This is a genomic window from Arthrobacter sp. R4-81 (genome assembly GCF_054792365.1).
Genome location: NZ_CP096445.1, coordinates 632,514 through 646,951, shown reverse-complemented (window position 1 = coordinate 646,951; position 14,438 = coordinate 632,514). Strand labels below are relative to the sequence as shown.

General features: G+C 61.6%; 13 protein-coding genes. 4 read left to right on the top strand and 9 right to left on the bottom strand.

All coding sequences use genetic code 11. The annotated features are described in order from the left end of the window. Positions 1 to 2 precede the first annotated feature (2 nt). The 5 genes from M1E05_RS03025 to M1E05_RS03005 form a co-directional block, all read right to left on the bottom strand. Positions 3 to 884, bottom strand: coding sequence for an ABC transporter permease (locus M1E05_RS03025; protein ID WP_458112244.1), 882 nt, complete (start codon positions 882 to 884; stop codon positions 3 to 5). A 29-nt stretch (positions 885 to 913) separates the two neighbouring features. Next, on the bottom strand, positions 914 to 2,347 hold the full coding sequence (locus tag M1E05_RS03020; protein WP_461164385.1) for an ABC transporter substrate-binding protein: 1,434 nt from the start codon (positions 2,345 to 2,347) through the stop codon (positions 914 to 916). A gap of 572 nt (positions 2,348 to 2,919) precedes the next feature. Further along, complete coding sequence (locus tag M1E05_RS03015) at positions 2,920 to 4,008, bottom strand: ArsR/SmtB family transcription factor (RefSeq protein WP_461164384.1); 1,089 nt, start codon at positions 4,006 to 4,008, stop codon at positions 2,920 to 2,922. A gap of 165 nt (positions 4,009 to 4,173) precedes the next feature. Beyond that, the gene (locus tag M1E05_RS03010; RefSeq protein WP_458112247.1) at positions 4,174 to 4,575 is read right to left on the bottom strand and encodes a YccF domain-containing protein; all 402 of its coding nucleotides are present in this window, start codon (positions 4,573 to 4,575) and stop codon (positions 4,174 to 4,176) included. Further along, a complete protein-coding gene (locus M1E05_RS03005) occupies positions 4,572 to 5,120 on the bottom strand; it encodes a YceI family protein (RefSeq protein WP_458112248.1) in 549 nt (182 codons plus the stop codon). The genes M1E05_RS03010 and M1E05_RS03005 overlap by 4 nt, the downstream gene beginning before the upstream one ends. A 531-nt stretch (positions 5,121 to 5,651) precedes the next feature. Between M1E05_RS03005 and M1E05_RS03000 the strand changes: the two genes are divergently transcribed. After that, a complete protein-coding gene (locus M1E05_RS03000) occupies positions 5,652 to 7,079 on the top strand; it encodes an aminotransferase-like domain-containing protein (protein ID WP_461164383.1) in 1,428 nt (475 codons plus the stop codon). A 40-nt stretch (positions 7,080 to 7,119) separates the two neighbouring features. Here M1E05_RS03000 and M1E05_RS02995 read toward each other — a convergent pair whose 3' ends face one another. After that, positions 7,120 to 8,157, bottom strand: a complete 1,038-nt coding sequence (locus M1E05_RS02995; protein WP_458112250.1) for an LLM class flavin-dependent oxidoreductase — start codon at positions 8,155 to 8,157, stop codon at positions 7,120 to 7,122. A 53-nt stretch (positions 8,158 to 8,210) separates the two neighbouring features. Beyond that, positions 8,211 to 8,807: a phosphoribosylanthranilate isomerase gene (locus M1E05_RS02990; RefSeq protein ID WP_458112252.1), complete on the bottom strand. Its 597-nt coding sequence runs from the start codon at positions 8,805 to 8,807 to the stop codon at positions 8,211 to 8,213. 115 nt (positions 8,808 to 8,922) lie between these two features. Here M1E05_RS02990 and M1E05_RS02985 point away from each other — a divergent pair, with 115 nt between their 5' ends. The 3 genes from M1E05_RS02985 to M1E05_RS02975 all read left to right on the top strand — a co-directional run bounded on the left by M1E05_RS02985 (position 8,923) and on the right by M1E05_RS02975 (position 10,595). Then, the gene (locus M1E05_RS02985; RefSeq protein WP_461164382.1) at positions 8,923 to 9,279 is read left to right on the top strand and encodes a hypothetical protein; all 357 of its coding nucleotides are present in this window, start codon (positions 8,923 to 8,925) and stop codon (positions 9,277 to 9,279) included. Between the two features lie 106 nt (positions 9,280 to 9,385). Continuing rightward, positions 9,386 to 10,018: a HutD/Ves family protein gene (locus M1E05_RS02980; protein WP_461164381.1), complete on the top strand. Its 633-nt coding sequence runs from the start codon at positions 9,386 to 9,388 to the stop codon at positions 10,016 to 10,018. A 46-nt stretch (positions 10,019 to 10,064) separates the two neighbouring features. After that, positions 10,065 to 10,595 carry a ferritin gene (locus M1E05_RS02975; protein ID WP_458112256.1) on the top strand — a complete coding sequence of 177 codons (531 nt, stop codon included), beginning with the start codon at positions 10,065 to 10,067 and terminating at the stop codon, positions 10,593 to 10,595. A gap of 83 nt (positions 10,596 to 10,678) precedes the next feature. Here M1E05_RS02975 and M1E05_RS02970 read toward each other — a convergent pair whose 3' ends face one another. Together M1E05_RS02970 and M1E05_RS02965 are read right to left on the bottom strand one after the other, a co-directional pair. Further along, on the bottom strand, positions 10,679 to 12,352 hold the full coding sequence (locus tag M1E05_RS02970) for a CBM35 domain-containing protein (protein WP_461164380.1): 1,674 nt from the start codon (positions 12,350 to 12,352) through the stop codon (positions 10,679 to 10,681). Positions 12,353 to 12,451: 99 nt separating this feature from the next. Next, complete coding sequence (locus M1E05_RS02965) at positions 12,452 to 14,395, bottom strand: glycoside hydrolase family 127 protein (protein ID WP_461164379.1); 1,944 nt, start codon at positions 14,393 to 14,395, stop codon at positions 12,452 to 12,454. Positions 14,396 to 14,438 lie beyond the last annotated feature (43 nt).

Genomic DNA, 14,438 nt, shown 5'->3' with positions numbered 1-14,438 from the left:
GGTTAGTTCCCTGCCTTTGTCGCAACTCTGGCAAGCCCATTGAGCTTGGCCAATCTGGCGATCCGCCGTGCCCGAGGATCTAGTGCATCCCTGAGTCCGTCACCGACGAGGATCAACCCGAGAACGGTAAGGAGAATCGCCACGCCTGGGAACACTCCGATCCACCAAGCCACAGCAATGTATCTCTGGGCCACAGAGAGACTGGCACCCCAACTTGGCACCTCGGGGGGAAGCCCAATCCCGAGAAAACTGAGCGCCGCGATGGACAGTACTGTCGTGGCGAAGCCGAGCGTCGCCTGAACAATCAGTACCGAAACCGCCTCTGGTGCCACGTAGCGGGAGAGTATCCAGCTGTCCTTCGCGCCGATGGCACGGGCAGACTCAACCATTGCAGTGGATTTGATACTTACAGCTGCAGAGCGGACAACGCGGGCGATCGGCGGGATCAGCACAATTGTCAACCCGAAGATCACGGGGCCCACGCCACGGCCCATGACGCCAACCAGGCTCATGACCAGGATGATGTTGGGAAACGACATCATCCCGTCGACGACCCGCATGACCACAGCATCAACCTTGGGGAAGTAGCCACAAGCGATGCCCAGGAGGAAGCCTGTGATGGTGGCCAAGACGGTGCATAATGCGGCAATTCCAAGGGCCGTTTGCGCTCCGTAGAGCAGGACTGTCCACATATCCCGGCCAAGTTCATCAGTGCCCAGGGGAAAAGAGCTCTGTGGTGGCTTCAACCGGTTCGCCGGATTGATAAAGTTCGGGTCACCGCCCAGAATCGGCGCGAGGAGAGCCAAGGTAACTAAAACGGCGAGAATACAGACGCCGGTCATGGCTGAGGGGTTTTTCACCAAAACCCTAAGATTCGATTTCATTGGTCGCTCTTCGTGCTAGTGCTCATGCCCTATTTGTTAAGCCAGACGTTGTAGAAGCCACGAACTGTCCCTTGGGTGGCTTCAAAGCCGCCCACCTTCGCTGCCGTAACCGTCAACCGTGGGTCATGGCCAAGTTTGACGAACGGCAAGTCTTCCCAGATAAGCTGCTGCACTTTCTCCCAAGCTGGTTTCCGCTCCGCCTGGTCCTTGCCAGCAGCGACTTCTGACATGAGCTCCGTCTTCTCCTCTGTCACCCACCATCCGGGAAAGTCATCACTGAGGAACACAACCGTCATGGGATCTGAGTACGCAGTTCCAGATGCAAGGAAGAGGTCCCACTTGGAAGCGTCCGTTCTCGTGGATCCAAAGGTTGCGGCGTCCATAAGCTGCAGATCGACAGTGAAGCCGACGGACTCCAACTCCTGCTTCAGGAGAGGTCCGAAGGCTCCGGTCTCCTGGCGGTACAGTATGCGGACCGGGGCACCGTTGTACCCGGCCTCCTTGAGTAGCTGTTTTGCCTTTTCGGGACTGCGGTTTTCGTAAATATCTTTGCCTGCGTCTGAGTACCAGGGAGAGCTCTTGGGAAATAGGCTTGAGATGTTTTGAAAGTATTCGGTGCTCCCGAGATTTTGAGTAGCAAGTGCTTCCGGATCGATCGCGTTGAGCACGGCTTGCCGCAACTTCAGATCGTTCATAAGCCCTGCCTTTCGGTTGAACTGCACAAGGGAGAACTCCGATCCCTCGCTCACGACGGGCTTCAGTGTCGGGTCAGACTCGTAAACCGAGAGCTGGTCCATGGTCAGCCACTGGGGGACCACATGCACTTCGGAGGTGCGGAGCTGGTTGAGGGAGTTGGACGCGCTAAAGGGGATGAACTTGATGGAGTCGGCATAAGCGGTCTTCGCGCCGGTCGCTCCGTCTGCTTTCTCGTCACGCGACACATAGCCATCGAACCGTGACACCACTGCCTGCTGGTCGACTGTGAAAGAGTCCAGCTTGTACGGGCCGGTGCAGTCCAAGGTGGTCAGGTCCTTGTCGCCTGCGCTCCTCAGCGAGGCGGCGGACATGATGTATGCCCCCGTGTCGGCAGTAGCAAGCAAGGCGGGAAGGGCACCAGTAGGGGTTTTTGTTGTTATCACAACCGTCGCAGGGTCAGCTTCGCTGATGTCTTTGACCAGGTTCTTGAATGTCTTTCCTGCGTCACCATTGCGATACCGCTGTAAGGACTCAACAACATCCTCCGCAGTAAGTTCCGCCCCGCTGTGCAGCTTCACACCTTTGCGAAGGTGAATCGTATAGGTTCCTGAATTGGGGTCGTAGTCGTAATTGTCGGCCAGGCCGTTGCCGATTGAAGTGTTTGCTGCATTTGCGAAGAGTCCCTCACAAACCGAAGCTGCAACCATCCAATTGGAACGCGAGCTGGTGAGATGCGGGTCGATCACAGTTGGGAGTGATGCGACCACCAACTCTCCCCCCTTGACAGGATCGGAACTTGCTTCGGTCCCCTGAGCCGGGGAGCTGCTGCACGCGGAGAGCAGGAGCGAAGCACTTATCACGGTGCCAACAACACCGGCGTTCGTTTTGGATATCACAACAAAGCCTTTCAAGAAATGTTCCGGGGCGTCCCGGGGCTTGGTAAAAGAAGCGTATGTCCGCCGAGTGTGACCTGCGCCATAAATTACCGCTTGGGCGGTAAACCAAGGTTTGTCTTCGGCAAACGTCTGCCACCGCACTACAGCAAACACCCCGATCCTTTTGGGAATATCGAAAAACCATTCAGTCCCCTGTAGGTGGTCTGAATCTTGGGTGCGCGACGGGCGTCGGTAAAGCTGCGAGGGTTGCCAGCCACAAGGGGCAGCGTGTCAAGAGTTTGCTTTGTTCCTCAAGGAACAATCGGATGCATAGAGACTATGCACTCCTCAAACCTGGACGGCATGAATTACCACTACCTCGGTAAAGGTGCGGAAGGGCACTAAGCCGGACGCCGAGCCGGACGCTTACCGCCACCTATCTCGTGGCTGCCCAGGACTTGCAGTCAAGCGAGCATTGAACTGATGAAATCGACGCCAAGCCGCTGTATCACTTCCAGCTCAAGGTTGTAATAAACGTAGCGGCCCTCACGGGAAGACGTAACCAGCCCCAAACGAGCCAGCTGTTGTAGATGCCGGGACGTCTGGGGAACCGTCATGGAACAACTTTCAGCTAAGGCCGAGGTTGACATCGGTTCCCTTGACAACAGCCGGCACATCATTGCCCTCCGGGGGTCGGCAAGCATCCTCATTCGCGCCAAGGTTACTTCGCCGGTCTGCCGCAGTTCGTGATAGAGCGGGTAGTGGAGCAACGGCACGAACCCAGGTTCATTCTTAACGAGAAGGTGGGGGCGTCCGTGCCTGCTCGGGACGACCACAAGACCTGTTTTCAGCGGCTTAAGAATTGCGTTCTTGTTCTTCTCAATGTGCACCCGCAACGGGGCGGTCAGAACACTGGCGTTGCCGCCGATGCGCGCCAGGCCGAAGGCCGGGCCTTCCTTGTCGAGAACTTCGCGTAAGTGGGACTGCTCCTGTCTCAGCGCGGGCAGTATGGACTCCCACGTGGCGTCAAAAAAGACTGCACGGCATTCCTGCAGAAACGAGATCAGTTCCGAGCGAAACCTTTCAGGGTTGGTGAGAAGTCTTTCAGACAGTTCCAGCCTTCGCCCGGAATGAGCCCCCGCGGCAGCGAGTAGGTTTGCAGACTGCGCAGGGTCAGATTGAAGGTCGTCGAAAAGGCCTCGACTGTTGCCCCCCGCACACGCCCAAGCGGTCTCCTGCATGAAGCTCGACAACGACAGCTCTCCCAGACGCCCAATTTCAGAGTCAAGGCTTTCCACACTGTCGCCCCCACTTTGGCAGCCGATGTAGAAGTATCTGGCCCTATAGGCCATCCACAGAGGCGAAAGGCGCATCATGTTCTCAATGAAGTCGCTGGAGGCGGACTCAATAACGTTGGAACCCCAGCTCTCCTGACCTCGATGATGGTCAGACTCTGTCAGTGCGTGTAAGCATGCGGAAAGCTCTGCCAGAGGTGACACGACTATCGAAATGGCCCTGTCGCTTGTTCCAGCAAGCAGGATTAGAACGCTCATACGGGAAGTCTATTCATAGAGAAAATGGGTACTGACGGCTTAGCGCGTTTATCATCCCGCGCTCCTGACGCCCCAACCATTGGGGCTGCGGACCCACTGTTCAGCCGATCTCCTCTAATAAGTGGCAATTCTCACGTTCGCCGTTTCGGTCTCCAAGGGCCCCAGCTACCGGTAGCTTTGCACAAACGGCCGGTCCGTCGGAACGATCTGCTTTCCCAGCGGCATGAGCGAGACCGGAATGAGCTTAAGGTTGGCGATGGCCAGCGGAATACCGATGATGGTGACGGCCATTGCCACCGCCGTCACTACGTGGCCGATCGCGATCCAGACGCCCGCCACCACCAGCCAAATCACGTTGCCGAGCAGCGCAAACACCCCGTTGCCGCCGGGTTTGTCCACCACCATCCGGCCAAAAGGCCAGAGCGTGTAGGCGGCGATCCTGAAAGACGCGATGCCCCACGGAATGGTAATGATCAGCACACAGCAGATGACTCCCGCGAGGAAATAGCCAAGCGCGAGCCACAGGCCGCCAAACAGCAACCAAATGATGTTCAGGAGTGTTTTCACGCGGCCTGCTTCACCATTGCGGCGTCCACGGTGATCCTGACTTTGTCACTGACCAGCAGCCCGCCCGTCTCAAGCACCGCATTCCAGGTCAGCCCGAATTCCTTGCGGCTGATTTCGGCCTCGGCACTGAAACCTGCACGGGTGGCACCGAACGGGTCAACAGCTACGCCCGTGAACTCGACCTCCAGCTGTACGGGCTTGGTGACCCCGCGGATGGTGAGGTCGCCCGTGAGGGTGTAGTCCTCGCCGTCGCCCTCTATGCCTGTGGCATGAAAAGTCATCTCCGGATATTTCTCGACGTCGAAGAACTCGGGACCGCGCACATGGGCATCTCGGTTGGCGTCGCCGGAATCGAAGCTGGCAGTTTTAACGGTGGCATTCAGACTGGAGTGCGCCAGCGAATCGCCCACGTGGGCTTCTGCTGTGACATCCGTGAAGCGCCCGCGTACCTTGCTGATGCCGGCATGGCGGACGGTGAAGCCGACCTCGCTGTGGGAGGGATCCAGAGTCCAGATGCCTGGAGTCAGTCCTTGTGGAAGTGTCATTGCTGTCTCCTTCGTGCCGGGTGGGCCGGGAGCGGCGGCCCCAACCAACGATGCGCCGTCAACGGGGTGCTCCCACTGTGCATGCTAATCGCGACACAATCCCAGCCGCTACCCCGCCCGCAGTCACGGGAAGTGTGTTGAGGAGTAGGGCTCGCTGGGGAGTCCGCCCGCAGTCCACGGGCGATGGGTGGGCTCCGGAGGCAGCGTGCCGTGTCCGTCCCTCCGCACAAGGGAAACAAGAACGGCTGCGGGAACGAAAACCAACAGGACGACAACGGCGACTATCAGCAACATTTCAAACTCGCTTTCTTGAAGGGTGAGTACGGGCCCCGTGTGCCGGCTCCGCTTGAGGGTGAGAAGGGGTGGCTGTTTTCGGGCGCAACTGATTGTCCTGGCGCCTTTTGGGCACAGTGATGCGCGGCGGTGCCGTGATTTACGACCGGGGAGGGTTCGCGGAAAATCGGCGCTAAAGAGGCCTGGCGGGAGAGTAGCGCTTTCTTCCGATGGACAGTAGCGCTATTGTTGTCTTTCATGAACCACGATAGCAGTAGCAGCAAGCGGACAACAGAGTATCTGCGGCAGCTATCTGGCGGCCTGCGGCCCGGAACGAAACTGCCCTCGACCAGGAGTCTCGTTGCCGAGCTCTCCGTGAGCCCGGTAACGGTACAAAGCGCAGTTCAGAACCTGGTGAGTGAGGGGTTGATCGAAACCCGGCCGGGATCAGGTAACTTCGTCGCCGCCCAGCGGCCGAAAGGGAAGTCAGATTTCAGCTGGCAGACCACTGCCCTGGGACCTGCCCACAGAACCTCTCAGTTCGGTTCCATTATGTCCTCGCTCCCCGATGGCGCTATTGCCCTGCACACCGGTTATCCGACCTCGGAGCTTGTGCCGTTGCGCCTTCTTCGCGCGGCGCTCATCAGGTCAAGCCGTTCCGATGCCATTGAGGTTCGGCCTCCTGCAGCAGGCCTTCCCGAACTACGGAGATGGTTCGCCAGCGAGTTGGCTGCCAGTTCCCGGAGGGGCGGACCGGCGCCGGACAAGAACGACGTCGTCATCACCCCCGGCGGGCAAAGTGCACTCTCGTCCATCTTCCGTGCCCTTACGGCCCGTGACGGTGCGATTGTCATGGAGTCGCCTACCTATTGGGGAGCGATTGCCGCTGCCCGGCAGGCCGGGCTGCGCATCATCCCCATCGCTTCCAGCGGTTCCGCCGCCCCCGACCCCGAAATCCTTAGGACCGCCCTCAGCTCGAGCGGCGCGAGAGTGTTTTACGCCCAACCCCATTTCCACAACCCCACCGGGTACCAGTGGACCGAAGCTGAGTCCGAGGCAGTTATGGATGTCATGCGGGACACTGGCGCGTTTCTCGTCGAGGATGACTGGGCCCATGACTTCGCCATCGATTCGACCCCCAAACCGCTAGCCGCCGACGACGCAGATGGTCATGTGGTGTACGTGCGGTCCCTGAGCAAGAGCGTGTCCCCGTCAATCCGCGTCGCGGCCATCATCGCAAAGGGTCCAGCCATGCAGCGGATCCAGACCGACAGGACGGTTGACCACCTTTACGTCAGCGGGTTCCTTCAGTCAGCAGCGCTAGACGTTGTGACCCAGCCTGGATGGCACTCCCACAACAAGCAACGGATCAGGGAGTTGCGTCAGCGCCGTGACGACCTCGCAGCCCTGGTCACCAAATACCTCGGGAAGGAAACAATCACCCGCATACCCAAGGGCGGGATGAACCTTTGGCTCCAGCTTCCCGACTCCGTGGATACCCTGCAACTGGCCCAACGCTGTGAGGCCAATGGTCTGTTGATCTCGCCGGGGCCGGAATGGTTTCCTGAGGAACCCTCCGGGCAGTTCATCCGCCTGAACTACTCTGGCCCGCAGCCTGAGAGATACGAGGAAGCGATCCAGATCCTGGCGTCCGCAGTGAAAAGCCTCTCGGACTCCACGGTCTGACAGGGCCAGCCACTAGCGAAGCGCCCGCACCCACCTGCCCCTAACCTGAAGTGTTGGGCTTCCAGCCGATGGCCGGGGCTATGTGCCTCGCGATGTTCCCCAAAAGCTTGGCGTTGTAGTCGACCCCCAACTGGTTGGGGACCGTGAGCAGCAGTGTGTCAGCGGCCTGGACTGCGGAATCGGCCGCGAGCTGCTCGGCCAGCACATCAGGCTCCCCCACGTAGCTCTTGCCGAACCGTGCCGTGAACCCGTCAATGATTCCCACCTGGTCCCGCGTTTCCCGCAGGGCGCTGAGCCCGAAATACCGCCGGTCCTCGTCATCCACCAAGGGCAGCACGCTCCGGCTCACGGAGACCCTCGGCTCGTGCCCGTGACCGGCATCAGCCCAGGCCTTCCTGAACATGCTGATTTGCTCGGCCTGGAGTTCGTCGAACGGCACACCGGTGTCCTCGGTCAGCAGGGTGGAGCTCATGAGGTTCATCCCCTGCTCCGCAGTCCAGACAGCCGTTGCCCTTGTTCCGGCGCCCCACCAGATCCGCTCGCCGAGGCCGGGAGAATTGGGCTGGACGGGTAAGAGTCCGGTCGCCCCTCCGGCGTAGCGCGGGTCAGCTTCGGCAACTCCGGCGCCTGTGACGGCCCGCCGGAAGACTGCTGCATGGCGGCGCGCCATGTCAGCGGCAGTTTCGCCCTCGATCGGGACATGGCCAAAAACAGCGGCGCCGTCCCGGGCCGGTTCCGGTGAACCACGGCTGATGCCGAGCTGCAGGCGTCCTCCGCTGATCAGATCAGTGGCGGCTGCCTCCTCGGCCATATACAGCGAGTTTTCGTAGCGCATGTCAATGACGGCCGTGCCCATCTCGATCCGGGTGGTCCGGGCAGCGACGGCGGCAAGAAGCGGGAATGGTGAGGCCAGCTGGCGGGCGAAGTGGTGGACCCGGAAAAAGGCGCCATTCACTCCCAGTTCCTCGGCGGCTACAGCAAGTTCTATGCCTTGGAGCAGGGCATCGCGCGCGGTCCGGGTGCGTGAACCCTCAACATTTCCCCAGTGGCCGAAGGAGAGAAATCCAATGCGCTTCATGGGAACGGCAACAAAGCGGGCGGCAGTCTCATTCCCGCTAGCGGAGGCGCAGTCTAGCCTTTTGCGGCCCTGACAAAAGCAGTGACTTTAGCCAGGTCCTTAACACCGCGGGAACTTTCGACGCCGGAGGAGACATCCACTCCCCGCGCCCCTGCCTCTCTCGCCGCATTGGCCACGTTGAAGGGGTCCAGTCCGCCTGCGAGCAGCCACACGCGGTCTTCGAGTCCTTTGGCCAGGACCGATGCGTAGTCCCAGGCCTCGCCCGAGCCAGGTACGGCCGCGTCGATCAGGAGCAGTTCCTCACCCCAGTTCGTGAAGGCGTCAGGAGTGGCACTCATGGTGACCGCCCGGATAACCTTCATTCCGGCGTCGTGCGCTGTTTTGACGTCCAATGGAGTCCGCTCGCCGTGAAGCTGGATCCACTCCAGGCCTGCCTGCCGGGCCAGCCCAATCGCCTGGTCTACCGGTTCATGCCTGAAGACGCCTACGGCCCGTACGCCAACGGGAACGTGCGCCAGCAGCTCCAGTGCCTGCGCCGGAGTCACTTCGCGGGGACTGCTGGTAAGGACAAAGCCGACGGCGTCCGCACCGGCCTGGACGGCAGCCTGGACCGATTCCGGGGTACTGAGACCACACACTTTGACGAACATCGGGCTCCTTCCATTTTCTTGCTCATCTGACGTTAGCAAGCAATCGGCGGCAGCGGGTTGCCCATGGTGCACAATGAACCCTAAGCGGCACCCATCCCGTGGAGAGGAAGTCACCGTGACCGAAACAGATGATCCGCGCCGGTCTGCGGAGCGGATGGCGGAAGCCGCCTTCCAGCTTGCGCACTCCACGAGGAGCCTGAGCCGGCCCTCCGACAGTTACGTGGTTTTGGGTGAGCTCCTTGAAACCCAAAGAGCCATTGAACAGACCCTCCGGCAGCTCGCCGAATGGCACCGTTCCACTTCTCCCGGTGTCCACTACGCCGAGGGGCACGAGGAAAGCGCCCTCGGGATCATGACCTCCGTTGCCGAGCTTGACCTCGCCGCGCAGCAGGCCGAAGGGCTGCAGGAAACCCTGGCCCGCGCCTACGGCGGCAACAGCGTGGTCCAGTGGTTCGATAGCGTCGTTCGATAGCGTCGACTGAAGGTGGGCCCGAACCAGGGAGTGACCCTGCGTCCTGCCTGTCCCGTTGGGCTGGCCCTGTCCCGTTAGGCTGGCCCTGTCCCGCTAGGCTGGGCGGATGGAGATCATCCGCTATTCCGAGCTGAAACCCCAACCATGGCGCAACGGCGGCGGGGTGACCAGGGAGCTCGCCAGCCACCCGCAGGCTGCCTCCGCCCAGGATGGTGCCTGGGACTGGCGCGTGAGTATCGCCGAGATCTCCAAAGCGGGACCATTTTCCGCGTTTGCGGGCACAGACCGCGTGCTGACTGTGATCGACGGCGAACTGCTGCTGCTCAATGTGGACGGTGCGGAGCAGCCCCTGGAGAAGCACCGGCCTTTCCGGTTTTCCGGTGACGCCCCTTCCTCGGCCACCCTCCCGACGGGCAACGTCCAGGCCCTCAACGTGGTTACCCGCAAGGGATTGTTCAAGGGATACACCTCCATCATCGAGCTGTCCAAGAAACGCGCCCACCCCGTTTTCGGTGGCCAACTCGGCGTCCTGCTGCATGGCCAGGCGACCGTCACTCCGGGTGGTACAGCTTTAACGGGCACGGCTTCATCCAGCACGGGTCCCGGCGGCGGGGCGGAGCCGCTGGGCCGCTATGACGCCGTCGTCGGTTCTGATAGCGAGACGCCGGAAATCCTTGGCCGGGGTTTCCTGGCCGTGGTGTCCATCGACAGCGTGGATCCGGCCCCATCCGCAGGCTGAAGAGTCGCTCTGGCAAGTTCCGCCGGACAAACCCTAGACTCGGTCCATGAGAAAAGCATCCTTCAACGATCTGCTGAGCACTCAAGTTGGCAACGAATTCTCGGCCTCCCAGCAATACATTGCGGTGGCCACATGGTTTGCGAACCAGGACCTGCCCCAACTTGCCAAGTACTTCTACCGGCAATCCGTTGAGGAACGGAATCACGCCATGATGATGGTGCAGTACATGCTGGACCGGGACCTTCCCGTGAACATCCCCGGCATTCCCGCCGTCCGCAATGACTTCACTTCCGTGACCGAGCCGTTGGCGCTCGCTCTGAAGCAGGAGAAGGAAGTCACCAAGAACATCGAAGACATGTTCCGTGCTGCCCGCTCCGAGGACGACGCCCTCGGCGAGCAGTTTATGCTCTGGTTCCTGAAGGAGCAGGTGGAGGAGGTGGCATCCATGACCACGCTTTTGAACATTGCCCAGCGGGCGGACAACCTCTTCGACATCGAGAACTTCATCGCCCGCGAAACCGTCGGCGACGGCGGCCACGACTCCTCGGCACCGGAAGCGGCAGGCGGCACGCTCTAGGTCCGCCGGAGCATCCAGGCACACTGGGCACCAAGGGGTCCGGTCCCTTCCGTACGGAAAGAACCGGGCCCCAACTCGCCCGTCTAGCGGGTGAGGGTGATGGAATCGATCTCGGCAAACCCGGTGCCGCCCCCATAGTTCGGGGCACCCTTGGCGAGCCGGATAGTGTTGAATCCGGCTTTGAGACTCAGCGGGGCCGTGACACTCTGGGAGAAGTTGCCCCAACTGCCGGTACTCGGGTAGGACACCTGCGTGAACGGGCTGCCGTTGGCGGCCAGACCCTGCGTCGCAGTTCCCGTTCCGCCATTGGCGTAGCGGATGGCCATGGAGTACGTATCCGCAGCGGGGACTTCAACCACGAAGTCCACGAAGCTGCTGTTCCGCGCGTTTGCTGCACCGTCGATGCGGCCCACGTAGGAACCGTTCGAGGCGGAGGCGGCGCTGAGGATGCTGGCGTTCACTACGGTGGCATTCTCCGCCTCATAGACCTGCTGGTAGCTGGTGGTGGGTCCGGCCGCAGGAGTTACCACGATCTGGTACGCGCCCAGGTAGTCCTGGTTAGTCACGGGAACAGTGATACTGCCGTTGGTGATTGGAATTGTTGTGGTGGAGACCGTGGTGGGTGCATCGACGTTGGTCTGCCGACCCGAGCGCGGAGTGTAATTCAGGGTGACCTTGGCCGAGGTACCGAATCCGGAGAGACCCTTGACTTGCACTGCGTTATCGCCAAAAGTCCCACCAAAGGCCACGTTAACAATCTTGCGGCTGGAATCGTAGGACGCGAAGCCATCCAGGTCACCGGAAGGCGTGACGGCGAGCATGTTGCCTGCCATTTCGCCGTACCACTTGTAGAGCCAGTAGGAACCGGTGGGGCGGTTGTTCCAGACCAGGCCGCCCACAGTCCCGGACTCGTACCAGTAGGCCCGCTCGGCGTCTTTGATGCCGGTGCGTTCGAACTGGGCAATGTAGTGAGCAGCCACGCTGGGCGAATCCACTTGGTTGGGCGAACCGTACTCATTGATGGAAATAGGACGTGGGGAAATACCCAAAGAGCGTTCAATCGCCCGGTAATCGGCTACGTGCTCATCCACCGCATTCCAGGTTCCGTCTTCGAGTTCGTGCCAGGAGATGACGTCAGGCAGCGTGTTGTCTGCCTTCGCCCGCGTGAGAAAGTCCCGCAGCCACTGACTCTCATAGCGGCTGTAGCTTGGCCCGACAATGGGCGTCACCGTGTCCTGGAGCTTGACCTGGCGGAACGTGCGGGTCCAGCCGTCGAGGAAGGGACCCGCCTTGGTAGTATCCCAGGTCCAGTCAGGTTCGTTCCACAGCTCCCAGCCGTTGATGTTGGTGGTGCCCGTGGCGTCCATCCTTGCTTTGACCATGGTGTTGACCTTGGATTCCCAGTCCGCCCAGCTGATCCAGCGGTACGGGAAGTCGGGGTATACGTCAGGCATCCGCGCGTAGGACTGCGCGCCGTCGGACGTGAACTGCGGGGCGGTCTTAAGGATGTCCCCGGTAGGTGAGGTGGCACCATTGCCCAACTGCAGGACTCCAGGAGCCGGCTGCGTGTGCTGCTTCAGACGCAACGGCGTCAGGAGACCAGGAGCCGGATCCGTTGCGGTTGCCAGGGCGTACAAGCCGCCGGCACCCACGCGGGTAACCGGGCGGATGGGCGAGGCGGCGTCCACCACGAGGGTATTGCCGGCGGCTTCTGCCGGCGGCGCTGGGACGGCCAAAGAGGAAGCAAGGACAGCCATGGCGGCTGCCCCGAGGACAAAGCGGTTTTCTTCACGTATTGCTCCATTGCGTAGGTGAGATTGGCGGCCGGGTGCTGCCCGGCCGGGTGCTGCCCTGTTTCAGTTCTCCTTTCGGTCCGGTGCTGCAGGGATGGCGGAACCGGGCTCTGCGGCGGGAATCCAGACGCGCATGGTGGCCGGACCGCGGTTTCCCCACGTGTAGTAGGGCATCAGGTTCAGGTCCACGGTTCCGGTTGAGGCGGTTTCGTCGTGGTCTGCATAGGGCCAGTCGGCGGCTGACGGATGACGCAGGTGTGCGCGCGCCACAGTGCAACCGTCGGATGTGGTGCGCAGGCCGTGCGCCGCGTCCAACGCGATGTCGTTGACCGTGTAGCCGGCGGGGAGGTCCACATCCTCGGCGCACAGGACGAGAGGTCCGCGTTCCACGGCGACGGTGCCGCGTACTGCGTCGATCTGCGGGTGAGGGTGCGTGATGCGCGGCTCCATCGGCAGTACCAGGACCACCACGTCGCCGGTTAGGAAATGACGCCGGAGAACCCCTCGCGCGGGCACGTCCTGGCCATTGAGGCTCATCCGGGCGTCGGTGGCCCATGACGGGATCCGGAGGTCTATTCCGAACTCGCGGTCCGGGGCCTCGAGGATCTCAACCCGGATGCTGCCGTCGTGGGGATATCCGGTGCGCACGGAAAGGGCAACGTCGCCGGCGCCGTTCAAAGTGGTGCGGATGTCTATGTCACCGAACTGGTGGATCTGGACTGCGTCCCCGGTAGCCGTGACGAAGTAGAGCTCCACGCTGGCGAGAGTGCGGGCCACGTTGGTGGGGCAGCAGGAAACCTCGAACCAGGGCGCCCGAAGGGTGGACAGCGCGCGGACGTTGATGCTGTCGTCGTCCGGGACCGTGCTGGCTGTCCGCTGGTGCAGCGTGTTGGTGTAAAAGAAGCCGCGACCGTCCTCGCGCGGGGAAGCCAGGATGTTGTTGAGCAGCGTCCGTTCCATCAGGTCCGCGTATTTGGAATCACCCGTCTGCAGCAGCAGGCGCCAGCTGAGCATCACAGAGGCGATGCCCGCGCAGGTTTCAGAGTAGGCGCGATCTGAGGGCAGCTCGTAGTCCGCGCCGAAGGCTTCGTCCTGGTGGTGGGACCCCATACCGCCCGTAATGTAGGTCCGCTTGGCCACCGTGTTGGCCCACTGCTGTTCAACGGCATGGATGAGACCAAGTTCATTGGCCTCGGTGCCTACGTCAAGCGCCCCGGAAGCGAGGTACAGGGCTCGAACTGCGTGGCCCCGCAGGACGGTGGCGTCACGGACGGGCATGTCGTCCTGGAAGTATTCCTGGCCCCATTCGATGGTGGCCAGTGTCCCGGTCCCACGGCGTTCCACGAACAGCCGCGCCAGTTCCACCGCCTGCGCGCTTCCGGTAGCGCGGCCGAACTCCACAAGGGCGGGCTCGATCTCCGGGTGTCCGCAGACTGCCGGCCGCCCGTCAGGGCCGAACTCCCGGTACACATGGTCAACCAGCCGGCGGGCCACAGTGACCAGTTTGTCGTCGTGCCCGGTGCGCAGGCGCGCGACTGCCGCCTGGATCAGGTGCCCAAAGCAATACAGTTCGTGGCCCCATTCCAGATCGGAATACCGGTCGCGCTGGCCGGGGCGGCCGAAGCTGGTGTGGAGGTATCCGTCCTGGTCCTGGGCGGCGGCCACCCGGGCCACGAGGGCGGCATACCGGTCCGCCAGGTCCTGCTGGTGCCCACGTCCCAGTTCCCAGGCCATGGCCTCAAGGAGCTTGTAGACCTCGGAATCCACGAACTCGATGCCCGAGTGGTTCGTGGCCACGGTGCCTTCTGCCGCCCGGTCAAAGTTGGCGATCCAGCCAATGCGTTCCATCCAGTTTTCGCAGTGTGCCAGGATGACCTGCGAATTGAGATCAACCAGTGCACCCCAGAAGCCGCCTGCCACCCTGACCTCATGGGCGCCGAGGGGACGGAGAGTGGCGGTGCTGGGCTGGACTGGACCGCCGATCAGGGACAGGTTGGTGATGGTCACGAGGAATCTCCAGGGGTAAATGGGGTTGGTGTAGACAGGCAAA